This is a genomic window from Desemzia incerta, from assembly GCF_900115825.1.
GTDB classification, from domain to species: domain Bacteria; phylum Bacillota; class Bacilli; order Lactobacillales; family Carnobacteriaceae; genus Desemzia; species Desemzia incerta.
On sequence record NZ_FOXW01000004.1, the window covers coordinates 246159 to 270733 of the forward strand.

Here is a 24575-nt window from a genome sequence, read left to right on the forward strand (position 1 = left end):
ACTTCCTTTCAAACACATAAGAAATCGTATTTCCTATCCGATGTTTTCTGTCATTATTCTAACTCAAAAGAATTAAGAATACAATCCAATATAGCGAACACTTGTTCAGTTTTGTTTATAGTTTAATTATTTTGCCACAAGACAAACTAAGCTAGCCAAAATATAATTTAGGCTAGCTTAGTCTTACAATCCATTTATTCTATTTGCTATTCGGATACTACTCGAACCGTAATTTCCGCTACGACTTCAGGATGGATTTTAACATCCATTGTTTGAGTTCCTAACGAACGCATTGGAACATTCAGTTCAATTTTTCTTTTATCTAATTCAACGTTCAATTGGCTTTTAGCTGCCGAAGCAATTTGTTTTGTAGTTACTGATCCAAATAAGCGCCCATCATCAGCAGCTTTAGATTTGATTTCAATTACGTTTTCTTCTTTTTCTAGGAAAGCCTTCAGTTCTTTTGCTTCTTTTAAAATTTCAGCTTCCTGTTTCTCTTCAGCTTTTTTCTTTCCTTTTAACTCACTTACACTAGATGGCGTTGCTTCTTTAGCCAATCCTTTTTTGAAAAGAAAGTTAGAAGCATATCCGTTTGGAACTTCTTTTACTTCTCCTTTTTTTCCTTTACCTTTAACATCTTGTAGAAAAATTACTTTCATATTGTTGCATCCTCCTTGGTAGAATAATGTGCTAATATAGCCTCGTGAAGTTGCGTTCTAGCTTCACTGACTAAAGTATTTTCTAATTGAGTAGCTGCGTTGGATAAATGCCCTCCGCCGCCTAGTTCTTCCATGATTACTTGAACATTTATTTCTCCTAAGCTTCGAGCACTGATACCTATGCGATCATCTTGTCGTTTGAAGATAACAAAAGCCGCATCTACATTCGTCATAGAAAGCATTGTATCCGCAGTTTGCGCTGCTACTACTGTATCATACTTTTTGTTTTCTTCACCAGTAACAACTGCTATATTATCTGTCACAAATTCCATCGATTCTATCAAATGGCTGCGCAATAAGTACGTATCCGCATCTTCTTTTAATAATCGTTGGATTAGAACAGCATCTGCTCCACATGAACGAAGATAACTAGCAGCATCAAACGTTCTAGAACCCGTGCGTAAAGAGAAACTCTTAGTGTCTACTACGATTCCACCCAGCATAGCAGTAGCCTCAAGCTTAGTAATCGACTCTGCTTCTTGAGATTGGTATTCAAACAACTCTGTGACCAATTCAGCTGTCGACGAAGCATAAGGTTCTATATAAACCAACGCCGGATTATTTGGAAATTCTTCTCCTCGACGATGATGGTCAATGACCACTACTCTGTTTTTTTGCTTCAGTAAATTCGGAGCGATTCCCATAGATGGTCGATGGAAATCGACTAAAATAATAAGTGTATTTTCTGTCATCATCTCTTCAGCTACTTCTGGTGTAATAATGTAGCGGCTGATTTGATTGTCTGTTTCTATTTCTTCCAATAACTTTTCAATGTCATGACTGTATTGTTTTGGTTCAACTACTATCCAAGCTTCCTTATTATTCATCTGGGCGATTCTTCTAATCCCTAACGCAGAACCTATAGCATCCATGTCAGGATTCACATGCCCCATAACAACTACTTGATCAGCTTGTTTCATCAATTCTTGTAAAGCCTGACTAATCATCCGAGAGCGAACGCGTGTTCTCTTCTCCATTGGATTTGTCTTACCACCGTAATAACGCATTTCACCTGAAAGAGATTTGATTACGGCTTGGTCTCCACCACGACCTAAAGCTAAGTCCAGGTTGCTTTGAGCCAAACTAGCTAATTCATCTAAATTCTCATCTTCTTTATCTGCTTCAGTGTAGGCAACACCAATACTTAAAGTTAATGGGATATTCTGTTTAGACGTTTTTTCTCGTATTTGATCGAGTATACTAAAGTTCTCTTTTTCCATACGCTCTAAAGATTTACGATGCATAAATACGATAAAACGATCTTCAGATACACGCTTCAAGTAAATTCTGTGTTGTTTTGCCCAATTAGATAATTGAGTCGTAATGAAAGTATTGATACTAGAAATGTTTCTATCCGTCATCCCTTGCACGATTTCATCGTAATTATCGACGAATATGTTTCCTAGAACAAACTTTTCATCCTGATACCTTTTTTTAATTTGACTGTACTCTGAAATATCCATCAAATAAATAACTTTGATGTCTTCTTGAATAATGATTCGATAACTCTTGTCTCCCCACACGATCGTGGATGCATTATCCGCATAACTTTTTTGAATCAGTTGATTCAATTCTTCATCGATTTCCTCAATTTTCTTCCCTAATACTTCTTCTTGATATCCTATATGAGATTGAAAATAGGGGTTTGTCCACTGAACTTTATATTCTTCATCAAATAAAATAATACCAATGGGCATTTTAATTAAGGCTTCTTGCTCACCACGTTTAATGCGATAAGAAAGATCTTCGATATATTTATTGATTTTTTCAATCAATCGTTGTGAAAAAACATAAAGTAAAGATAAGAAAACAAGAAAAATTATAAGCATGACAAGTCCTATGCTGATATTAGAAAAAAACCCTAATATAATAATAACCAATTGCATCAAGATCAATACTCCTACAGATATCTTAACGTTCTCGTTTTTTAAAAATTGAGGGAGTTTTTCATCTGTTAGTTTGCTTTTCATTTATAACTCCTTTTCCTTTTCATCTCTGTTTAACGTTCCATTCTATTCTACCATTTATCGAATTAAGATACTAGAACGTTTACAAAGTCTCTAAGGCTTCTCATTCTTAGAAACCAGCCTACTGCTCCTCCTTAGAATCCCAACTTAATCTTTACCAGCAATTATTGTTTCATATAATTTCTTACTCAAATGTTTCACATGAAACATTTGAGTACAAAAATTAAAAAGACCGTGAAAGTGTAAGCTCACGGTCTTTAATACAGTTTGTTTTTATTCAGCTGTAACGAATGGTAATAATCCCATAACACGTGCACGTTTGATAGCTTTAGTCAACTTACGTTGGTTTTTAGCATATGTTCCAGTTACACGACGAGGTAAAATTTTACCACGCTCTGAGATAAATCTTTTTAGAAGTTCGACATCTTTGTAATCTACTTTTTCAATGTGATTAGCAGCAAAGAAATCAACTTTACGGCGCTTACGTCCGCCTCTGCGTTGTTGAGCCATTTCATTTCCTCCTTTAATTATCGATTATTAGAACGGTAAATCATCATCAGAGATATCAATAGGTTGTCCGCTTGATTCAAAAGGATCAGAGCTTCCAAAGTTTTGATAGTCTTTTGCAGGAGTTTGTTGGGATTGTGATCTATTCTGATTAGTATTAAAAGAATTAAAGTTTTTAGAAGAAGGCGCTGATCCATTGTCCTCTACTCGTCGTTGATCTGTAACAGATTTCGGTTCAAGCATTGAAAAATTATCTACTACTACTTCAGTAACATAAACTCTTTGACCTTGTTGATTATCGTAAGACCGTGTTTGAATACGACCCTCTACACCAACTAATGATCCTTTTTTAGTGAAATTTGCTAACGTTTCAGCAGTTTTTCTCCAAGCAACACAGTTGATGAAGTCTGCTTCACGTTCTCCACTTTGATTAGTGAATTGTCTATTTACAGCTACTGTAAAAGAAGCAACAGCTGTTCCATTAGACGTATATCGTAAATCTGCATCTTTAGTCATTCTTCCAACTAACACAACATTATTAATCACTACATCCGCTCCCTTCAAATTGTTTCACGTGAAACAATTAAATTAGTCGTCTTCTCTAACGATCATATGGCGTAAGATATTTTCATTAATCTTAGCTAAGCGATCAAATTCATTGATAGCCGCTGCATCTGAAGAAGTTAAATGTACGAGACGGTATAAACCTTCTCTATAACCTTTAATTTCGTATGCTAAACGACGTTTCGCCCAGTCTTTAGATTCTGTTACCTCAGCACCATTATCTTTTAAAATGTTATCGAAGCGTTCTACTAAAGCTGTTTTTTCAGCCTCATCGATATTAGGACGGATAATGTATAAAATTTCGTATTTTGCTGTTTGACTCATCTTGACTGTCACCTCCTTGTGGACTTTGGCCCTTTTTTTTGCAAAAAGAGCAAGGAGAGTATTCTAACGAGTAGATTACTCACGTCTAATTAGTATATAGCTTTTTTTACCAATTGTCAATGTTTTTGTCAGATTGTTTCTTTTTATTTTTTGTCAAAAAAAGACACCAGAGTTTCTCCTCTGGTATCTTTTTTGAAGCGATTCAGTTTTTTAATTGTCTTTTAGTCTTCTGTTTCATTATCCAATTCATTGATAATTTCTGCGTCTTCTACTTCTATTTCCACTTCATCAGCAACTTCTGGACTAATTTCAGTATCTGTATTCAATTCAGAAAGTACTTCTTCTTCCTCTTCTTCTGGTTCAACTTTCGCCATTGAAGAAACTAGAACACCTTCTGCTAGACGCATCAAACGAACTCCTAAAGTTGAGCGGCCGGTTTGAGAGATCGTTCCCGCACCGATACGAATAATGATTCCAGAATTCGTGATCAGCATGATATCTTCTTCCCCATTAACAGTCGTCAAACCAACTAATTTACCATTTTTCTCTGTAATGTTAGCCGTTTTAACACCTTTTCCGCCGCGTCCGCGAATAGCATATTCACTTGCAGCTGTACGTTTACCATAACCATTTTCAGTAATGACCAACACTTCTGAATCGTCTTTCAACAGATCCATCCCTACAACGAAATCATTTTCAGCTACACGGATACCGCGGACTCCTCGTGCTGTACGTCCCATATTTCTAACTTTACTTTCATGGAAACTTACCGCTAAACCTTCGTGTGTTCCGATAATGATGTTTTGATTTCCATCTGTTACCGATACTTTCATCAATTCATCATCTTCGTTTAACGAAATTGCTCTTAAACCATTACTGCGGATATTGGCAAATTCAGTAACAGACGTTCTCTTAACAGTTCCTTTTCGAGTAGTAAAGAACAGATATAGACCTTCTTCAGCTTCTCCTCGAACGTTAATAACCGCTTGAATGCTTTCTCCAGAATCTATTCCCAATAAGTTGATAGCTGGGATACCTTTGGCTGTACGACCGTATTCTGGGATTTCATAAGCTTTAGAACGGTATACTTTTCCTTTATTGGTAAAGAACAGCAAAGTATCATGCGTTGAACATGAAACAAGTGTTTCAATAAAGTCATCATCGTTTACGCCCATACCTTGAACGCCTCGACCGCCTCGATTTTGGATCTTGAATTCAGAACTTGCCAAACGTTTTACATATCCTTTATTTGTCAATGTAATTACGACATTTTCTTCTTCGATCAAGTCTTCATCTTCAATACTTAACAATTCTCCGACTAGTAATTCAGTACGGCGTGCATCTCCATGTTTTTCTTGAACGTCAGCTAATTCTTCTTTGATGATTTGGTGAACTCGTTCAGGTCTAGCTAATATATCAGTCAAATCTGCAATCAAAGCAGATAAGTCTAAGTATTCGCCTTCGATTTTTTCACGTTCCAAACCAGTTAAACGAACCATACGCATATCTAATATTGCTTGAGCTTGTTTCTCAGATAAACCAAAACGACTGATCAATGTTTCTTTAGCCAAATCAGCTGTTTGTGAGCCACGAATAATAGAAATGATCTCATCAATATGATCTAACGCGATTCTTAAACCTTCTAAAATATGCGCTCTTGCTTCTGCTTTTCGCTTGTCAAAAGCTGTTCTTCTGCGGATAACGATTTCTTGGTGTTTTAAATACTCTTCTAAAATGCTCTTCAAGCCTAATACTTTAGGCTCTCCATTAACGATAGCCAGCATGTTGAATCCAAAAGAAGTTTGTAAAGAAGTCATTTTGTACAAGTTGTTTAAAACTACGCTGGCACTGACGTCTCTGCGCACATCGATGACAATCCGCATTCCGTCACGGTCTGATTCGTCACCCAAATCTGTAATACCTTCTAAACGTTTGTCACGAGCTAATTCAGCAATTTTTGCCACTAATCTCGCTTTATTGACCATGTAAGGAATTTCAGAAACAATGATTCGTTCTTTTCCGTTTTTCAATGTTTCAATATCTACTTTAGCTCGTAAAGTAATCGAACCTTTACCAGTTTCATAAGCTTTTCTGATACCTGATTTTCCTATAACCAATCCACCTGTTGGAAAATCTGGTCCAGGAACAGCTTCCATCAAATCAGCTGTTGTAGCTTCAGGGTTATCCATTAATATTTGTAATCCTGAAATGATTTCCGCTAAGTTGTGCGGCGGAATATTCGTTGCCATACCAACTGCGATACCTGTGGCACCATTAACCAGCAAGTTTGGAAAACGAGCCGGCAAGATTTCAGGTTCACGTTCTGAACCATCATAGTTGTCGATAAAGTCAACGGTATCTTTATTCAAATCACGCAACATTTCCATAGCAACTTTAGATAAACGGGCTTCCGTATAACGCATAGCTGCCGCTCCGTCTCCATCCACTGAACCAAAGTTTCCGTGTCCATCTACTAAAGGAGTACGGTAACTAAAGTCTTGGGACATTCGAACCATTGATTCATAAATGGCGCTATCTCCATGGGGATGATATTTCCCCATAACGTCCCCAACAATACGAGCCGATTTTTTATAAGCTTTATCCGGTGTTACCCCTAATTCGCTCATACCGTACAAAATACGACGGTGTACAGGTTTTAATCCATCACGAACATCTGGTAATGCTCTGGCTACGATAACACTCATCGCATAATCAAGGAAAGACTTACGCATCTCTTTCGATAGATTAATGTCTTCTACTTTTCCATCATATTGATTTTCTACCAATTCTTTTCATCCTCCTTGATTAAATGTCTAGGTTTTGAACATATTTAGCGTTGTCTTCAATAAATTCTCGTCTTGGTTCTACCCGGTCTCCCATTAACATATCCAATACTTTGTCTGCATCTGCTGCATCTTCAACCGTTACACGAAGCATTCTTCTGTTGTCAGGGTTCATAGTTGTATCCCATAATTGCTCAGCATCCATTTCTCCAAGACCTTTATACCGTTGAATACCAGGTTTAGGACTTGCAGGAATACTTGCCAAGTAGTTTTCCAACTCTTCATCACTATCTAAATAAGCTACTTTTTTACCTTGTTTTACTTGATACAAAGGCGGTTGAGCAATATAGACATATCCAGCTTCAACAACTGGACGCATGAAGCGGTAGAACAATGTTAGCAATAACGTACGGATATGAGCGCCATCGACGTCCGCATCGGTCATGATCACTAACTTGTGGTAACGTGCTTTAGCGACATCAAACTCTTCTCCAAAACCTGTTCCCATAGCTGTAAATAACGAACGAATCTCTTCGTTTGCTAAAATGCGGTCTAGTGAAGCTTTTTCAACGTTCAATATTTTCCCACGAATCGGTAAAATAGCTTGAAAAATACGTGAGCGTCCTTGTTTAGCAGAACCTCCAGCTGAATCTCCCTCAACGATGAATAACTCACTGATTTCTGGATTTTTGCTTGAGCAGTCTGCTAATTTACCAGGTAAGTTGCTGATTTCCAATCCACTCTTCTTACGTGTTACTTCACGCGCACGTTTTGCAGCAAGGCGCGCTTTTGCAGCCAGTAATCCTTTATCCACGATTTTCTTAGCTACTTGCGGGTTTTCCATCAAGAAGCGGTCAAAATGTGTAGAGAATAAACGGTCTGTAATCGTACGTGCTTCAGAGTTCCCTAATTTAGTCTTCGTTTGTCCTTCAAATTGCGGATCCGGATGTTTGATCGAAACGACAACCGTCAAGCCTTCTCTAACGTCATCTCCGCTTAAGTTGTCTTCGTTTTCTTTCATCAATTTATTTTTACGCGCATAGTCATTCACTACACGAGTCAAAGCTGTTTTAAACCCAGATTCGTGAGTTCCGCCTTCGTAAGTATGGATGTTATTTGCAAAACTCATTAAGTTCGCATGGTATCCATCTGTATGTTGCATAGCTACTTCGACGGTGATTCCTTCTTGTTCGCCTTCTAAGAAAATAGGCTCAGAATAGAGTGTTTCCTTATTTTCGTTTAAGAACTCAACGTAACTCTTGATTCCGCCTTCGTAAAAATACTCCAGCTTTTCTTGTTTTGGATTGCGCTTGTCTTCGATCGAAATAGACAAACCACGGTTCAAGAATGCTAATTCTCGAACACGAACAGCCAATTTATTAAAGTCAAAAGTAGTCGTTTCTTTAAAGATCTGCGGGTCAGGCGTAAAGTGAACAGTAGTACCATGACGATCCGTTTCGCCAACTACCTCTAATTCACTCATAACTTTTCCTCTTGCAAATGATAAATGATATTTTTTTCTATCTTTGTGAATGTATACTTCCAGCGCTGAAGACAAAGCATTAACTACAGAAGACCCTACACCATGCAGTCCTCCTGAAACTTTGTACCCTCCGCCGCCGAATTTCCCACCAGCATGCAAGATAGTAAATACTGTTTCAACAGCAGGACGTCCAGTCTTTTCTTGGATATCTACTGGAATCCCACGTCCATTATCTTCAACGGTGATGCTTTCATCGACTTCTATAGTGACGCTGATTTGATCAGCAAATCCAGCTAAAGCTTCATCAATTGAGTTGTCTACGATTTCCCATACTAAGTGGTGCAATCCTTCGCTGCTTGTTGAGCCGATATACATCCCAGGACGTTTACGTACAGCTTCTAGTCCCTCTAAAACTTGAATTTGACTCGCATTATAATCTTTAGCTAACTCATCTCTGCTTCTTATTTCCTCTGCCACTCTTATTCACTCTCCATTTCTACTTGTCCGTGATCAATGTTAAATACTCTTGGAGCTTCGATAAGGTTTTTCTCAATGCCATCCAGACTTGTAGTGGTTAAAAAAGTTTGGACTTTATTTTGAATCGCCTTTAATAAATGTGTTTGTCTACTGTCATCTAACTCTGATAAAACGTCATCCAGCAGCAATACTGGATATTCTCCAGTCATTTCTTGCATCAAATTGATCTCTGCTAATTTCACGCTAAGAGCTGTCGTTCGTTGCTGACCTTGAGATCCGTATGTTTGGACGTTTTTTTCGTTCACATAAAATTTCAAATCATCGCGGTGCGGCCCAGTGAGTGTTGTACGCTGTTCCAATTCTCTCGTTTTATTTGCTTTGTAGGCGTCCATTAAATTCAAGTAATTTGAATCCTTATCAGTGGGATTATCTAACTGAATATTCGAGTGGTACTGAATCTCTAATACCTCTTTTTGCTTAGAGATCTCTTGGTGGATGGGCTGTGCCCAGTTTTGCAATTGCTCCACAAATAAAAAACGCTCCGCTAAAATCGAAGCACCATGGACAGCCACTTGTTCAGTTAACACCTCTAAAAATGTTAAATCAGACGCTTGTTTCATACTGAGTTGTTTCAAATATAAATTTCGAGATTTTAAAACATGCTGATACTCTACTAAATGGTGAAGATACACTGGACTCATTTGGCCTAATTCCATATCTACAAATTTTCTTCGCACAGAAGGCGATCCTTTGACCAAAGATAAATCTTCTGGCGCAAATAAAATCACATTTAAATTCCCAATATATGAACTCAATTTCTTTTGTTCTAAGTGATTTAATCGCGCTTGTTTGCCTTTTTTAGACAGCACGATTTCCAACGGGAAAGAAGAGTTCTTTTTTTGAACTCTGCCGCTGATTTTAGCAAAATCTTTTTCCCATTGGATCAATTCTTTATCACTGGAAGTTCGATGACTTCTGGCCATAGCCAAAACATAGATAGCTTCCATCAAATTCGTTTTCCCTTGGGCATTTTCTCCCAAAAAAACGTTGATACCATCTGAAAATTGCACTTCTGCATCGTGGTAATTGCGATAATTAGTCAGTTTCATGTCTTTTATGAACATTAGCGCGTTTCCTCAGAAGTATCCTCTGAAGTTTCTTTTTGGATAAAGTAAGTTCCTTCTCCTGGAATTTCAACGATTGATCCTGGATAAAGCTTTTTACCTCTGCGATTTTCCAACTCATCGTCCAGATATACAGTATTTTCAGCTAAAAAATGCTTCGCCATCCCTCCACTGGAAATGATGTCAACGCGTTTCAATAACTGGCCAAGTGTAATAAAATCTTCGTCTATTAAAATTGTTTCTTTCATCGTTTCACCTGCTTTTCAATAAAATAAGCGTGGAACGTAAAAAATCCACGCATATCTCTTTATGTCTTACTACTATTATACTCTTTTTTTAGGTATTTTACAAATTTATCTTAAAATAAGCACGTTTCTTTCGATTTTTGTTAAAAACGATGGAAATTGCCAAAAAGACTAAAAATAGCTAGAAACGGAAAATTTGCCTATATAAAACCACTTGCATAAAAAAACACTGTTTGAGATGAATTGTCTCAAACAGTGTTTTTATCTTGATTTAATTTTTAAAATGTTCGAACAGGTGTAATCAATTGAACAAATTCTTTTCCATCTTCAGAAGGTACAATGACAAATGGACGGATTGGCGAAGTGAATTTCACTAAGATATCGGATTGCCCAAATGTACGTAACGCATCTTTCATATAGTCCGGATTAAAGGACAATTCAATTTCTTCTCCTTGGAAAGATTGGAAATGAATTTCTTCTTGTACATTTCCAATTTCAGGAGAATTTCCAGAAATTTCCACTTTATCTTTTGAGACAGACAATTTGACCACGTTGTTTTTACCTTCATGAGATAGTAATGAAGCACGTTCGATTGAACCTAATAATGATGTAGCGTTAAATACTACGCTGGTAGAGCTGGTATCCGGAATCAATCGTTGAGTTTCAGGATAAATTCCTTCCAGTAAACGAGTGTAGAAATACAAGTTTTCTGTTTTAAACAAAACTTGGTTTTCTGTGATCATCATTTCTGCAGTTTCTGCATCCTCTTCTAGAATTTTTGATAATTCAATCAAACTTTTTCCAGGGATTATAATTTTATATTTTTGTCGAGCTTGTTCTTCACTCATCTCCAAAGGAATGATTCGTTGACTTAAACGGTGGCTATCAGTAGCTACAGCTGACAAAGTATTGTTTTCAATCACAATATTCACACCAGTTAAGATAGGACGGCTTTCATGCGTTGATGTTGCAATAACCGTTTGAGAAATCACTTGTTTGAACAAGTTAACATTCAAAATAAAAGATTCATTGCTGTCAATGACAGGCAAATGTGGATAATTGTTTGGATCTAATCCATTGATCGTAAATGAAGCTGATGCTGATGTGATCAATGTTTGGAAATGATCCAGTACTTCAATCGTCATTTTGTCATCAGGTAGTTTACGGACGATTTCGTTGAAGAAACGAGCTTGTAAAATAATCCCGCCAGTTTCCATAATTTCTAATTGATTTTTTTCGTCTTCAACAGGGATAAAGGCTTCGATTGAAATATCTGAGTCGCTACCTGTTAATGTAAGTCCTTCATTATTCGCAATAATTTTTACACCCGTTAGGATAGGAATTGTCGTTTTAGATGAAATAGCTCTTTGAACATCTGCTAAGCTGTTTAAAAAAGCACTTCGATTGATTGTAAACTTCATAAAATGAACCTCCGACTGTTTATTTTTAATAGAGTAATTACTTTAGTAATAGTAGTAGGGCTTGTTGATACTGTGGAAAACAAAAACCAACTCAAGAAACACAAGGTTTTCCACATGTTGATAACCTGTGGAAAGTTTTGGGAAAACATCTCGAGTTATACACAGTGGATAATCAGCTAAAAGTTTTTTTCAGTTCACTGATTTCTTTTTTCAGTTGATCATTTGTTGTCAAAGCTTGGGCAATTTTCTCATAAGCATGAATAACGGTCGTATGATCTTTCCCGCCAAATTCAGCTCCTATTTTAGGTAGAGATGAAGATGTCAATTCTCTTGATAAGTACATTGCGATTTGACGCGGCACTACGATAGATTTTACCCGCTTCTTACCTTTTAAATCGATCATAGAGATTTGGTAGTATTTGCTGACAGCTGCTTGGATATCTTTGATCGTGATGGTTGTTGGTTTTGAAGAAGGCAGCATACTTTTCAGTGCATCAGCAGCTAAACTTGTAGTAATTTCACGACTTTCAATGGCTGCATAAGCTTGTACGCGTACTAAAGCTCCTTCAAGTTCTCGAATATTTGAATCGATTTGTCCAGCAATGTAGCTCAATGTATCATCAGGAATTTCCAATCTTTCTGCATTAGCTTTTTTACGCAAGATCGCAATTCTTGTTTCTAGATCCGGCGGTGTGATATCGACTGACAAGCCCCAAGCAAAACGGGATACTAACCGTTCCTGCAATTTAGGAATCTCGTTTGGCAAACGATCACTTGTCAAAACGATTTGTTTTCGATCATCGTATAATGCGTTAAAAGTATGGAAAAACTCTTCTTGTGTTCCCTCTTTATCTGCGAAAAATTGAATATCATCGACCAATAACAAATCGACGCTTCGATACTCTTGTCGAAACTTTTCTTGTGTTTTGTTTTGAATGGAATTGATAAAATCATTCGCAAAAGTTTCGCTACTGACATATTTTACTTTTGCATCAGGGTTTAATAACAACATTTGGTGTCCGATGGCATGCATCAAATGGGTTTTTCCTAATCCAACTCCTCCATAGAAGAATAGCGGATTGTATATTGTTCCTGGTTCTTCCGCTACAACAAGAGCTGCCGCGTGGGCCATTTGATTCCCTTTTCCAATAACAAACGTATCAAAAGTATATTTATCATTTAAAAAAGCATTCTTTTTAAATGGATTTTTCTGTTCCATTGCTGAAGATGGTGATTTTTTTTGTGCTGCTATGGCTTCTTCTTCATTTTTAATCACAAAAATAGGCGACAACTCTTGACCAGAAAATTCGTAAATGTTTTCTACGATTCTAGTTGTCAGATTATTTTCCCAATATTCTTTGTGCAATGAAGAAGGAACTTCAACAATTAAATGCTGATCTGTTACTCGGATAGGATTTGCAGATTCAATCCAAGTATCATAACTTACTTTAGAAAGTGAATCTTTAAATCGTTCTTTTAAGTAGTTCCATAAAGAATGTAATTCATCCAACCGAAATCCTCCCTTTATCTATAATGTGTTAGACAAAAACTTTATTGATATCATAATTATGCTCTGTAAAATAATATTCCTCTTATTGTCTATGCGTTTGCTTGTTGATAACTATTTGAAAAATTCAGCAAACAGGATAATCATCACTCAGTTCTATTTTTTATGAGTGTCTGTTTTATTTTAGCACGATAAATAAAAGTTTTCCACAAGTACTTTCCACCTGTTGAAAATATATCCAAAGGCAGTGCATAAACTTATCCACAGGCTAAAAAAAGAATGTGGGTAACCTGAAAAAGATTTTTTAATCCAAAACAAATTGTGGATAAAAATGCAAAAAAGATACTTTAGTACCAGTGGTTACGAGAGTTATCCACAAGCGAGAAGGGTTGGTGGATAGAAAGAATAAACAGTGTGTTAGTTTGTGGATAAACACGGGAAAAGCCAGTGGAGAAGAAATTAGAAAAAAATTAGGAAAAAACCAAAAGGGGATAAGAATTTGACACTGTGGATAACTTAAGGTGGTGTCTGAGAGTATTTTGCAGGCTAAGTTATTTAGATAAAAGAAAATTTTTTAAGAGATAAAATAGAAAATTCTGTTGAGAAAAGATTGTGCGCCATCAAACAAGTTCATGTTAATTGGAGCACAATCTAAAACTGGATTTTTGAAAGAAGTCTTCATATAGCTATGTGGAATTTAATAATGTCAGCGAAATGAAGACAATAGGATAGTAATGCTAGCGAACTTAGAAGAATTGGTTTGAAATTGTGGATGAGGTCAATTATGGTGATCCGAAATTTAAGGGTGGAAGAGCTACATGTTGTTTTAAGGAGGAATAAAGCAGTCAAAAAGCAATAATTTAGACGTTTTTCAATTTTATTCATACTCTATTCCACAAAAAAAGAACAAATAACAAGAAAAAAACAAAAAGTTGTTTTATGTTTTTCCCATTTATGGTATGATATTTTAGTGAATGATTTAGATTGGGTGATTGTGGCTTGACAAGTCTGGTTTTTATCATTAAAATGTTCAAGACTGTCTTTATAAATTCCCAACCCATTTTAAGAAAGATAGTTTTTCAGGAGGTGTAACACGCATGAAAAGAACTTACCAACCTAAAAAGCGTAAACGTCAAAAAGTACATGGTTTCCGTAAACGTATGAGTACAAAAAATGGACGTAATGTATTGCAAAGTAGACGCCGCAAAGGCAGAAAAGTATTGTCTGCATAAGATCACTGACCGTCTCAGTGGTCTTTTTTTTCTATTTAAATTCAAATAAAAAATTTTCTTTATTGAAGAAAATTTGATAAAAAAGTGTTATAAAGATGAGGTATAGATATCATGAGGAAAGCGTATCGTGTAAAAAAAGAAGCTGAATTTCAAAAAGTCTTTCATCACGGGAAATCCACAGCAAATCGTCAATTTGTTGTTTACGTGTTAACTAAAGAAAATCAACCTCATTTTAGAGTAGGCATTTCTGTTGGGAAAAAAGTAGGGAATGCAGTGACGAGAAACTATGTCAAACGAAGAATCCGCCAAAGTCTTACAGAACTAAAAGCAGATTTGAAAACAGACAAAGATTTCATCATTATAGCGCGTAAACCTACAGCAGATATGTCGATGAGTGAAATAAAGAAAAGTTTAATTCACGTTCTAAAATTAGCCAAAATGTTAGACAAGTAACAATTTTTTTATAAGAGCGGAGGAAAAAAAGCGTGAAAAAGCGTAAGCGATTACTTCTTTTATTAGGAATGTTAGCATTAACAGTAGTTTTAGCAGCCTGTGGTACAGGTCCAATAAACAATGAAAGTACAGGTTTTTTTGATCGATATATTATTTATAACTTTTCGCAAGTTATCATTTGGTTGTCTAACTTACTAGGCGGAAATTACGGGATAGGGATCATTGCTTTTACGTTGATCATTAGAATTATTCTGTTACCTCTTACTTATTACCAAACAAAGAGCAGTCGTAAAATGACGGATGTTCAACCACAGCTGAAAGCTTTACAAGAAGAGTATTCTTCTAAAGATGCTGAAACACAAGAAAAACTACGAGCTGCAACTTCTGAATTATATCAAGAAGCAGGAGTCAATCCAGCAGCAGGTTGTTTACCGCTATTGGTTCAAATGCCTGTATTAATCGCATTGTATCAAGCGATCAGTCGTACCGAAGTGTTGAGATCAGGAGATTTCTTATGGGCAAACTTGGGATCACCGGATCCATATTTTGTTTTCCCTGTCTTAGCAGCGATTTTAACTTTAGCAACTTCTAAATTATCAAGCATGAGTCAAGAAGGATCGAATCCTACTATGGCGATCATGACTTACATGATGCCGATCATGATTTTATTCATTAGTATCTCGTTGCCGAGTGCGGTTTCCTTATACTTCGTAGTAAGTAATGGATTCTCTGTTCTGCAAACACTGGTTTTAAATAATCCATTTAAAATTAAAAGAGAACGTCGTGAAAAAGAAGAAGCTGAAAGACAACGTGAAAAAGATCGTCAACGAGCTTTGAAATTAGCTCAAAAAACGAAACGTAACGTAAAGAAAAAATAATCTCTAAACAGTTATGCATTCATTATAAATATCTAACAGTTCTGAACGGAGGATAGAAATGGATAAATACACCGCAAAAGCTCCTACTGTGGGAGAAGCGATCGAAAAAGCTTTACGCACTTTAGGAGTGAAGAGAGAAGAAGCTTCCATTGAAGTTATTGAAGAAGGAAAAAAAGGGTTTCTCGGATTTGGTCAAAAAGATGCAGTTGTGAAGGTCACTAAACATGTTTCAGCCGAAGCGACACCTGTTCCTGAAGCACCAATAAAACATGAACAAGCAGAAGAAGTAGAACAGGCGAAGCCTGAGATTTCTCACAGTATAGAAGAAGATCAGACTGTTGAGGAAGAGGCTGAAGAAGCGGGAACTAGAAATGATGAAGAAGCTATAGATTTAGTAGCTGCTTATCTGACGAACATAGCTGAAACCTTAGGGGCGCCTGCTTCAATAAAAGTAGAACAGCAAGATAAACAAGTGGTCTTTAACTTAGATGCCGAGAAAGCTGGAGTATTGATTGGAAAGCATGGAAAAGTATTGAATGCATTGCAATCTTTAGCCCAAGTTTTGCTCCATAGGCATGCAAAATCAAAAATGGTTGCTATAGTGAATATCGGCGACTATCGAGAACGACGAGAAGCTATTCTAAAACGGTTAGCAGAAAGAACAGCTGCTAAAGTGAAAGAAACCAATCAGCCAGTATTTTTAGAACCTATGCCAGCTTTTGAAAGAAAAGTGATCCATTTTTATCTGAGTCAAGATACTTGGGTGACAACTCATTCAGAAGGACGAGAACCTCATCGCTATTTAGTGGTCGAACCATCAGAAAAACAAATCTAATAAATAGCTGTCCCAATCAAAGAACTTACTTTGATTGGGACTTTTTTTTTGCATATAGAGAGCTGTAAAGCTACATTTAAATCAAAGAAGGGTGTTGGGTAGAAATATTGATTTATAGTAGAAGTTTGCCACGCTTTATTTAGCTTTTATTGTTCTTTTCCATCTAGTCAATTGCTTGTCTCATAATCTTCTATTGATGCCTGAAGTGAAAAAATGACACCATTATTTAAAACGCTTGCAATAATTAAAAAAAACGCTATAATGAACTTGTATATACAAGTAATCATTATCGGCACTTATACTATTATTTTTTGAGGAGGAAGTAACATGGTAGATTTTAAGCAAGATGCAAAACAGTTGCTAGAAGATATCGGTGGACCGGAAAACATTTCAGCTGTTACTCATTGTGCAACACGCATGCGTTTCGTATTGAATGATCCATCGAAAGCAGACAACAAGAAAATTGAGAAAATTCCAGCTGTTAAAGGAACTTTTACTCAAGCAGGTCAATATCAAGTTATTATTGGGAACGAAGTAGCTACTTTTTACAATGAATTTGAAAAGATCTCTGGTAAGTCTGGAGTATCAAAAGATGAGGTAAAACAAGCCAGTAAGAAAAACCAAAATCCATTGCAACGTGCAATGTCGGTATTGGCAGAAGTCTTTTCTCCAATTATTCCAGCTATTGTTGTTGGGGGTCTTATTTTAGGGTTCCGTAACATTCTGGAAGCTATTCCTATGGAAACACTGGGACAAGCAATGGCAGATGGTGTGCCGCAAGTCAATGCAGCTGGAGAACCTATTTACAATACAATCGTTCAAGTATCTCAATTTTGGAGTGGAGTCAACTCTTTCTTATGGCTAATAGGGGAAGCAATTTTCCACTTCTTACCAGTAGGAATCACATGGAGTATTGCTAAGAAAATGGGGTCTACTCAAATTCTTGGTATCGTATTAGGGATCACATTAGTATCTCCGCAATTATTGAACGCTTATGCAGTACCGGGAACAGCAGCAGCTGATATTCCATTCTGGGACTTTGGATTCTTCCAAATCGACATGATTGGTTACCAAGCTCAAGTTATACCGGCTATGTTGGCAGGGTTCTTATTAGCTTATCTGGAATTAGGGTTGCGTAAAATCATCCCGCAAGCTATCTCAATGATTTTTGTTCCATTGTTTGCTTTAGTACCAACTGTTTTGATTGCTCACACTGTTTTAGGACCAATCGGTTGGCAAATTGGAGACTGGATCTCAAACCTTGTATATTCTGGTTTGACAGGTTCACTGAGCTGGTTGTTCGGTCTACTATTCGGAACATTCTATGCACCGCTTGTTATTACTGGATTGCATCATATGACAAACGCGATCGACTTGCAGTTGGTAGCCGACTTTGGCGGAACAAACTTATGGCCGATGATCGCTTTATCAAATATTGCTCAAGGTTCAGCCGTAGTAGCAATCATCTTCATCAATCGCAAAAACAAGGAAGAACGCGACATTTCGATTCCAGCAGCTATCTCTTGTTATCTAGGGGTTACTGAGCCTGCTATGTTTGGTATCAATATCAAATATGCCTACCCGTTCTTTGCGGCTATGATTGGTTCAGGTATTGCTGGCTTAGTAGCATCTATCTTTAATGTGACTGCAAACTCTATCGGTGTTGGTGGACTACCAGGTATTTTGTCTATTCAAAACCAATACTGGGGAATTTTCTTAATTTGTATGGTTATTGCAATCGTAGTTCCTATCGTATTGACATTTGCATTCAGTAAAAATAAGAGATTCCAAAAAATGGGTATTGATGACTTACCACAACCTAAATTGGGATCATAATAAAAAAATAATCAACTATAAGAAGGCAGGGATTCTGTGAGTAACATGCATGAAAAAGTCGTTTATCAAATTTATCCAAAGTCATTTAATGATTCGGACGGAAATGGAATAGGAGATTTAAGGGGAGTGATTGAAAAAATCCCATATTTAGCAGGACTAGGCGTAGATATGCTATGGCTTAACCCATTCTTTATTTCACCACAAAACGATAATGGCTATGATGTTGCAAATTATACAGAAATAGACCCGTTATTTGGCACAATGGCTGATTTTGATGAGTTGGTATCAAAAGCGAAAGAAAAGGGCATGGGACTAATGTTAGACATGGTATTAAACCATACTTCTACTGAACATGAATGGTTCCAAAAAGCTTTAGCCGGAGAGAAAAAATATCAAGATTACTATATTTTAAGAGAAGCAAAAGAAGATGGCAGTTTACCTACGAACTGGGTCTCCAAATTTGGAGGTCCAGCGTGGGCAAAATTTGGAGATACAGATCAATATTACCTTCATCTTTTTGATGTGACTCAAGCCGATTTGGATTGGCGCAACCCTGAAGTACGCGAAGAAATGTTTAAGATCGTGAATTTCTGGTTGGAAAAAGGCGTTACTGGCTTTAGATTTGACGTGATCAATCTGATTGGGAAAGATGAAGTCTTATTGGATGCAGAAGACGGTGTTGGGAAGGGACGTTATACTGACCGACCAATTGCACATGAATTTTTGCATGAATTGAACCAACGCACGTTTGGTCGATATGAGAATATTATGACAGTTGGAGAAATGTCTTCTACAACTGTACCAAATGGAGTGCAATATTCTAATCCAAAAAATGAAGAGTTGTCTATGATTTTCAGTTTCCACCACTTAAAAGTGGACTACGAAAACGGAGAAAAATGGACTAAAGTAGATTATGATTTCATGGAATTGAAGAAGATATTGGATGAATGGCAAGAAGGTATGTCTAAAGGGAATGGATGGAACGCATTGTTCTGGAATAACCACGACCAACCTAGAGCCATCAGCCGATTCGGTGACCCTGTGAATCATTTTGAAGCTTCAGCTAAACTGCAAGCTCAAACGATTCATTTGCTGAGAGGAACGCCTTACATCTACCAAGGTGAAGAAATCGGGATGACCAATCCAAACTATTCAGATATTCATGATTTTGTTGATGTCGAGACCATCAATGCTTATGAAGAACTAAAAGAAAAAGGCTTGGAACACGAAGAAATCATGGACATTATTCGAGAAAAATCTCGTGACAACAGTCGTACTCCGATGCAGTGGTCGAATGACCTTCATGCAGGATTCACAACGGGCGAACCGTGGCTGAAAGTTGCAGATAATTATCATGAGATCAACGTGGAAAAAGAATTATCTACAGGTTCTATAATAGAGTATTACAAACGTTTGATTGCCTTGCGGAAGGAAATGAAAGTTATTTCTGAAGGAAACTACCGAGGGATCTTAATGGATCATCCAAGCGTATATGCTTATGTACGTGAGTATGAAGGCGAAGAATTACTGGTTCTGAACCACTTCTATGAAGAGCCGGTAACGATTGAAGTGCCTGAAGAATTCCAAAACCGCAGCAGCAAATATTTGATTGGTAATGGGAAAGAACGAGAATTAGGTTCGTCTATTACGTTAGAAGCTTTCGAAACAGTCGCTTATTTGTTTGGAAAATAGAGTATAGAAATGCCCCGTGAAACGTGGATTAAAATCCTCTCTTCACGGGGCATTTTCGTATATAAAACCCGCTCTCCACTCACCCATAAATTATAGATGGTTGAAGAGCGGGTTATCTTTTTTATGGTGTTCTTCTTCGCGCAAAATCTACAAACCGGAATTTATCCAAACGGTGTCTGGATTCTGTGTACTGGAAGAAACGCGTATCTTCTAAGTAAACAGAGCTTCTCACAACGACAACATGAGAATCATTTTGCAGATCCATCAGCAATTTGTCTTCTTTTGTGATCGGTTCGACAGTAAATTCCTTTTGAGCGTACCCAATAACTAAGCCTAGTGTATGCTCAATATAGTTGTACAATGAATTCTCTGCTTCTTTATCGGGCATCTCGGGGATGATAGATGTAAGCAAATAGTCTTTATCTAAGATCACTGATTCACCGTTTACCTGGCGTTGACGTTCAATATAATGCACTTGTGTATCAGCTGGAAGGTTGAATTGCTGGATAATGTGCTGAGGCATCAATTGACGTTCATTTTTTGTAAGAATCGTTTTGCCTTTGATGTGCTGTGTATCTTGAATTTCTTTATAGCTAGTCAAACCTGAAACTGGAAAATTAAATCTTTTCACGTCTAAAACGATGGAACCTTTTCCTTGCTGTTTTTGAATATAGCCGCTTTCCAGCAGTAAAACGAGCGCTTTTCGAATCGTTTCGCGTGAAACATTGTATGTTGTAGCCAATGTATTTTCGCTGGGCAACAAATCGCCCGGTTTATATCGTTGATTTAAAATTGCTGCCTCAAGGTCCAAATAAATTTCGTTGAATTTATTCATTTTCGTTAACCTCTCATTCTTTCATTCCCTCTTAGTTTAGCACATTTAGGCTGCTAAATCCCTTTCTTATCACTGGTTTTGAATAAAAAAAGAACCTTGGACCAGAAAAGAGAAAAACTTTTTCAATCTTATTGACAAAAAGTTAGAGACCTTGTATCATGCTTTAAGGATGTAGAATACAAAGTGATTCTACGGGCAAGTCAATTAAATATATTTATCTAAGGATAAAAAGTAGTCAAAGTGCTTTATCCATTTCTAATTTGAACAATTCAAATCAAGGGGTGGAGTGGGCACTTTTTTCGTGCAAAAAATTAAAGGAGTGAACGAGTTTGTCATTTGAATTTGATACTATTGCAGCCATTTCAACGCCTCCTGGTGAAGGAGCTATTGGTATTGTCCGTTTAAGCGGTGAGGAAGCAATAGCTGTTGCAGACCGTGTTTACAAATTAGGATCGAAACAACTAGCAGACCAAACGAGCCATACGATTCATTATGGAAATATCGTGAATCCCAAAACCAACGACACAGTAGACGAAGTAATGGTGACGGTCATGCGTGCGCCAAAAACATTTACCAGAGAAGATGTAGTAGAAATCAACTGCCATGGCGGGATATTGGCGGTAAATCAAGTGTTGCAGATTGTTTTACAAAATGGCGCTCGTTTAGCTGAACCTGGTGAATTTACAAAACGTGCTTTCTTGAATGGTCGAATCGATTTGTCTCAAGCGGAAGCTGTTATGGACTTGATTCGTGCCAAAACAGATAAAGCGATGTATGTGGCTTTACAACAATTAGATGGAAATCTGTCCAACTTGATCCGCAATTTGCGCTCAGAGATCTTAGACACTCTGGCTCAAGTAGAAGTAAATATCGATTACCCTGAATACGATGATGTAGAAGAAATGACTTCTATCTTGCTGATCGAAAAAGCTAAGCAAGTTAAAGCCGCTGTTCAACAATTGTTGGAAACAGCCAGCCAAGGTAAAATTCTAAGAGAAGGTTTAGCTACGGCGATCATTGGTCGTCCAAATGTTGGGAAATCCAGCTTGCTGAATTATTTGCTGAGAGAAGAAAAAGCGATCGTAACGGATATTGCCGGGACAACACGTGATGTTATCGAAGAGTACGTCAGTGTCAAAGGTGTTCCGTTGAGACTGATCGATACAGCCGGGATTCGCGAAACAGAAGACATTATTGAAAAAATTGGTGTTGAACGGAGTCGTAAAGCTTTAGTAGACGCAGATTTGATTTTATTGGTGTTCAATCAAAATGAACCTCTGACTAATGAGGATAAAGCGTTGATTGAAGCGACAAACCAAAATCACCGTATCATCATTTTAAATAAAATGGATTTACCGAATAAATTAGATTTGGAAGAATTAGAGTTCTTAGTCGGAGAAGACGCAATCGTTAAGACATCTGTGCTGACTCAATCTGGCGTAGATGTATTGGAAAGTAAAATTGCAGACTTGTTCTTCTCAGGAAATACTGGCGAAAAAGATGCTACTTATGTATCAAATGTGCGCCATATCGCGTTATTAAACGATGCAGAAACAGCTTTAGACGATGTAATCAATGGAGTAGAGTCCGGCATGCCGGTCGATCTGGTTCAAATCGATATGACTCGTTGCTGGGATCTGTTAGGAGAAATTACAGGAGATAGTGTGCAAGATGAATTGCTGACACAACTGTTTTCTCAATTCTGTTTAGGAAAATAAAAAGAACAAATGAGTAGTTTACAAAGAGAGGATGTTTAGATGAATCAGTATGAAGCAGGATATTATGATGTCATTGTTGTAGGAGCTGGACACGCAGGATCAGAAGCAGCTTTAGCAGCAGCGCGCATGGGTTCAAAGACTATGTTGATCACAATCAACTTAGATATGGTTGCTTATATGCCATGTAATCCGTCTATCGGCGGACCGGCTAAAGGAGTCGTTGTCCGTGAGATTGATGCTTTAGGTGGAGAAATGGGACGCAACATCGACAAGACGTATATTCAAATGCGTATGTTGAATACATCAAAAGGCCCTGCAGTTAGAGCATTACGCGCTCAAGCAGACAAATTTATGTATGCAAATGAAATGAAAAAAACCATTGAACAACAAGAAAACTTAGATTTGAAACAAGGAATCGCAGAAGAATTAGTGATTGAGGACGGGACTGTTCAAGGAATCATTACAAACACTGGAGCTATTTATCGTGCAGGAGCTGTAGTACTGACTGCTGGGACATCTTCTCGTGGAGAGATCATTATTGGGGAATTGAAATATTCTTCAGGTCCGAACAACTCTCAACCGTCCATCAAATTATCTGAAAATCTATTGGAGCATGGATTCGAGTTGAACCGATTCAAAACGGGAACTCCTCCTCGTGTAAATGCGTCAACAATTGATTATAGTGTGACGTCTGAACAACCAGGAGACGAAGAAGCAAATCATTTCAGTTACGAAACACCGAATGAGGCTTATTTGAAAGATCAATTGTCTTGTTTCTTAACGTATACGAATGAAAAAACGCATGAGATCATTCAAAATAACTTGCATCGTGCACCGATGTTTACAGGTATCGTTGAAGGAGTAGGAGCTCGTTACTGTCCTTCAATCGAAGATAAAATCGTTCGTTTCAGCGACAAGCCGCGTCATCAATTGTTCTTAGAACCAGAAGGACGCAATACGGAAGAAGTATATGTTCAAGGATTGTCAACTTCTCTTCCAGAAGATGTCCAAGAAGAAATCATCCATTCTATCGTTGGTCTAGAAAACGCTCGTATGATGCGAACTGGCTATGCGATTGAATATGATGTGGTTACGCCATATCAATTACGCCCATCTTTGGAAACAAAGAAAATAAACAACTTATTTACAGCTGGGCAAATGAACGGAACTTCTGGATATGAAGAAGCAGCTGGACAAGGAATTATGGCTGGAATCAATGCAGCTTTGAAAGTTCAAGGAAAAGAGCCTCTAGTGTTAAAACGTAGTGAAGGGTATATCGGAGTAATGATCGATGACTTAGTCACTAAAGGAACGAACGAACCTTACCGTTTACTAACATCTCGTGCAGAATACCGCTTATTGCTGCGTCATGATAACGCAGACTTGCGCTTAACTCAAATGGGTTACGATGTTGGCTTAGTGACGAAAGAACGTTACGACAACTTCTTAATCAAAAAAGCTCAAATTGAAGGCGAAATTGAACGATTGAGCCACATCCGTTTGAAACCGACAGAAGAAATCCAACGTTTCTTAACGGAAAAAGGACATGCTCCATTGAGAGACGGGATCTTAGCGATTGATTTCTTACGTCGTCCAGAAATCAGTTATACGGAATTGATGCAATTTGCAGGTAATGATGTTGAATTACCTGAAGATGTTCAAGAACAAGTATCTATTCAAGTGAAATACGAAGGGTACATTGCAAAAGCTGCTAGTAAAGTAGACAAGCAAAAACGAATGGAAAACAAACGCATTCCAGAAAATATCGATTATCGTGCAATCAATGGACTAGCAAATGAAGCAAAAGAAAAGTTGATCAAAATTCAACCAGAAACGATTGCTCAAGCTAGCCGAATCAGTGGTGTGAACCCAGCAGATATCTCTATTTTAATGGTTTACGTGGAACAAGGCAAAATTGCTAAAGTATAAATAATCAAAAAATACCGTATCATTAAGATTCAACTTCTTAATGATA

Annotated in this window: 20 protein-coding genes; 8 read left to right on the forward strand and 12 right to left on the reverse strand. The window is 37.3% G+C overall.

The features are described from left to right. Nucleotides 1–206: 206 nt before the first annotated feature. The 11 genes from rplI to dnaA all read right to left on the reverse strand — a co-directional run bounded on the left by rplI (nt 207) and on the right by dnaA (nt 13124). Entirely contained in the window at nt 207–659 is a 453-nt protein-coding gene (gene rplI, locus BM137_RS06830) for a 50S ribosomal protein L9 (protein ID WP_092480419.1), read from the reverse strand. Next, nucleotides 656–2689 (reverse strand): DHH family phosphoesterase, encoded by a 2034-nt coding sequence (locus BM137_RS06835; RefSeq protein ID WP_092480420.1) that lies wholly within the window; start codon nt 2687–2689, stop codon nt 656–658. Before BM137_RS06835 ends, rplI begins: the two co-directional genes overlap by 4 nt. Nucleotides 2690–2959: 270 nt before the next feature. Next, nucleotides 2960–3196 (reverse strand): 30S ribosomal protein S18, encoded by a 237-nt coding sequence (gene rpsR, locus BM137_RS06840; protein ID WP_092480421.1) that lies wholly within the window; start codon nt 3194–3196, stop codon nt 2960–2962. Between the two features lie 27 nt (nt 3197–3223). Continuing rightward, the gene (ssb, locus tag BM137_RS06845; protein ID WP_092480422.1) at nt 3224–3739 is read right to left on the reverse strand and encodes a single-stranded DNA-binding protein; all 516 of its coding nucleotides are present in this window, start codon (nt 3737–3739) and stop codon (nt 3224–3226) included. 42 nt (nt 3740–3781) lie between these two features. Continuing rightward, nucleotides 3782–4081 carry a 30S ribosomal protein S6 gene (rpsF, locus tag BM137_RS06850; protein WP_092480423.1) on the reverse strand — a complete coding sequence of 100 codons (300 nt, stop codon included), beginning with the start codon at nt 4079–4081 and terminating at the stop codon, nt 3782–3784. A 221-nt stretch (nt 4082–4302) separates the two neighbouring features. Next, a complete protein-coding gene (gene gyrA / locus BM137_RS06855; RefSeq protein WP_280521792.1) occupies nt 4303–6867 on the reverse strand; it encodes a DNA gyrase subunit A in 2565 nt (854 codons plus the stop codon). A 19-nt stretch (nt 6868–6886) separates the two neighbouring features. After that, on the reverse strand, nt 6887–8824 hold the full coding sequence (gyrB, locus tag BM137_RS06860) for a DNA topoisomerase (ATP-hydrolyzing) subunit B (protein WP_092480424.1): 1938 nt from the start codon (nt 8822–8824) through the stop codon (nt 6887–6889). Nucleotides 8825–8826: 2 nt separating this feature from the next. Next, nucleotides 8827–9948, reverse strand: coding sequence for a DNA replication/repair protein RecF (recF, locus tag BM137_RS06865; protein WP_092480425.1), 1122 nt, complete (start codon nt 9946–9948; stop codon nt 8827–8829). Then, the gene (gene yaaA, locus BM137_RS06870; protein WP_092480426.1) at nt 9948–10196 is read right to left on the reverse strand and encodes a S4 domain-containing protein YaaA; all 249 of its coding nucleotides are present in this window, start codon (nt 10194–10196) and stop codon (nt 9948–9950) included. The genes recF and yaaA overlap by 1 nt, the downstream gene beginning before the upstream one ends. 275 nt (nt 10197–10471) lie before the next feature. Next, nucleotides 10472–11614, reverse strand: coding sequence for a DNA polymerase III subunit beta (gene dnaN, locus BM137_RS06875; RefSeq protein ID WP_092480427.1), 1143 nt, complete (start codon nt 11612–11614; stop codon nt 10472–10474). Nucleotides 11615–11786: 172 nt separating this feature from the next. Further along, on the reverse strand, nt 11787–13124 hold the full coding sequence (gene dnaA, locus BM137_RS06880) for a chromosomal replication initiator protein DnaA (RefSeq protein WP_092480428.1): 1338 nt from the start codon (nt 13122–13124) through the stop codon (nt 11787–11789). 1094 nt (nt 13125–14218) lie between these two features. Between dnaA and rpmH the strand changes: the two genes are divergently transcribed. From rpmH to treC, 6 genes are all read left to right on the forward strand, one after another. Then, complete coding sequence (gene rpmH, locus BM137_RS06885) at nt 14219–14353, forward strand: 50S ribosomal protein L34 (RefSeq protein WP_007725519.1); 135 nt, start codon at nt 14219–14221, stop codon at nt 14351–14353. 111 nt (nt 14354–14464) lie between these two features. Further along, nucleotides 14465–14806: a ribonuclease P protein component gene (gene rnpA / locus BM137_RS06890; RefSeq protein ID WP_092480429.1), complete on the forward strand. Its 342-nt coding sequence runs from the start codon at nt 14465–14467 to the stop codon at nt 14804–14806. A gap of 32 nt (nt 14807–14838) precedes the next feature. Further along, nucleotides 14839–15684, forward strand: a complete 846-nt coding sequence (gene yidC / locus BM137_RS06895) for a membrane protein insertase YidC (protein WP_092480430.1) — start codon at nt 14839–14841, stop codon at nt 15682–15684. Nucleotides 15685–15742: 58 nt separating this feature from the next. Further along, nucleotides 15743–16519 (forward strand): RNA-binding cell elongation regulator Jag/EloR, encoded by a 777-nt coding sequence (jag, locus tag BM137_RS06900; RefSeq protein WP_092480431.1) that lies wholly within the window; start codon nt 15743–15745, stop codon nt 16517–16519. Between the two features lie 327 nt (nt 16520–16846). Further along, nucleotides 16847–18355, forward strand: a complete 1509-nt coding sequence (gene treP / locus BM137_RS06905) for a PTS system trehalose-specific EIIBC component (RefSeq protein ID WP_092480432.1) — start codon at nt 16847–16849, stop codon at nt 18353–18355. Between the two features lie 36 nt (nt 18356–18391). Then, nucleotides 18392–20047 carry an alpha,alpha-phosphotrehalase gene (gene treC / locus BM137_RS06910; protein WP_092480433.1) on the forward strand — a complete coding sequence of 552 codons (1656 nt, stop codon included), beginning with the start codon at nt 18392–18394 and terminating at the stop codon, nt 20045–20047. A gap of 121 nt (nt 20048–20168) precedes the next feature. On the opposite strand, the gene treR is transcribed toward treC, so the two are convergent. Further along, a complete protein-coding gene (gene treR / locus BM137_RS06915) occupies nt 20169–20882 on the reverse strand; it encodes a trehalose operon repressor (RefSeq protein ID WP_092480434.1) in 714 nt (237 codons plus the stop codon). Nucleotides 20883–21211: 329 nt separating this feature from the next. Here treR and mnmE point away from each other — a divergent pair, with 329 nt between their 5' ends. Together mnmE and mnmG are read left to right on the forward strand one after the other, a co-directional pair. Continuing rightward, nucleotides 21212–22600, forward strand: a complete 1389-nt coding sequence (gene mnmE, locus BM137_RS06920) for a tRNA uridine-5-carboxymethylaminomethyl(34) synthesis GTPase MnmE (RefSeq protein ID WP_092480435.1) — start codon at nt 21212–21214, stop codon at nt 22598–22600. A gap of 39 nt (nt 22601–22639) precedes the next feature. Next, complete coding sequence (mnmG, locus tag BM137_RS06925; protein WP_092480436.1) at nt 22640–24529, forward strand: tRNA uridine-5-carboxymethylaminomethyl(34) synthesis enzyme MnmG; 1890 nt, start codon at nt 22640–22642, stop codon at nt 24527–24529. The last annotated feature ends 46 nt before the right edge of the window (nt 24530–24575 follow it).

Coding starts and splice junctions, on each gene's coding strand:
- rpsF (WP_092480423.1), bottom strand. CDS start 4,081: ATGAGTCAAACAGCAAAATACGAAATTTTATACATTATCCGTCCTAAT.
- yaaA (WP_092480426.1), bottom strand. CDS start 10,196: ATGAAAGAAACAATTTTAATAGACGAAGATTTTATTACACTTGGCCAG.
- recF (WP_092480425.1), bottom strand. CDS start 9,948: ATGTTCATAAAAGACATGAAACTGACTAATTATCGCAATTACCACGAT.
- jag (WP_092480431.1), top strand. CDS start 15,743: ATGGATAAATACACCGCAAAAGCTCCTACTGTGGGAGAAGCGATCGAA.
- mnmG (WP_092480436.1), top strand. CDS start 22,640: ATGAATCAGTATGAAGCAGGATATTATGATGTCATTGTTGTAGGAGCT.
- rpmH (WP_007725519.1), top strand. CDS start 14,219: ATGAAAAGAACTTACCAACCTAAAAAGCGTAAACGTCAAAAAGTACAT.
- rnpA (WP_092480429.1), top strand. CDS start 14,465: ATGAGGAAAGCGTATCGTGTAAAAAAAGAAGCTGAATTTCAAAAAGTC.
- treR (WP_092480434.1), bottom strand. CDS start 20,882: ATGAATAAATTCAACGAAATTTATTTGGACCTTGAGGCAGCAATTTTA.
- treP (WP_092480432.1), top strand. CDS start 16,847: ATGGTAGATTTTAAGCAAGATGCAAAACAGTTGCTAGAAGATATCGGT.
- rplI (WP_092480419.1), bottom strand. CDS start 659: ATGAAAGTAATTTTTCTACAAGATGTTAAAGGTAAAGGAAAAAAAGGA.
- rpsR (WP_092480421.1), bottom strand. CDS start 3,196: ATGGCTCAACAACGCAGAGGCGGACGTAAGCGCCGTAAAGTTGATTTC.
- BM137_RS06835 (WP_092480420.1), bottom strand. CDS start 2,689: ATGAAAAGCAAACTAACAGATGAAAAACTCCCTCAATTTTTAAAAAAC.
- dnaN (WP_092480427.1), bottom strand. CDS start 11,614: ATGAAGTTTACAATCAATCGAAGTGCTTTTTTAAACAGCTTAGCAGAT.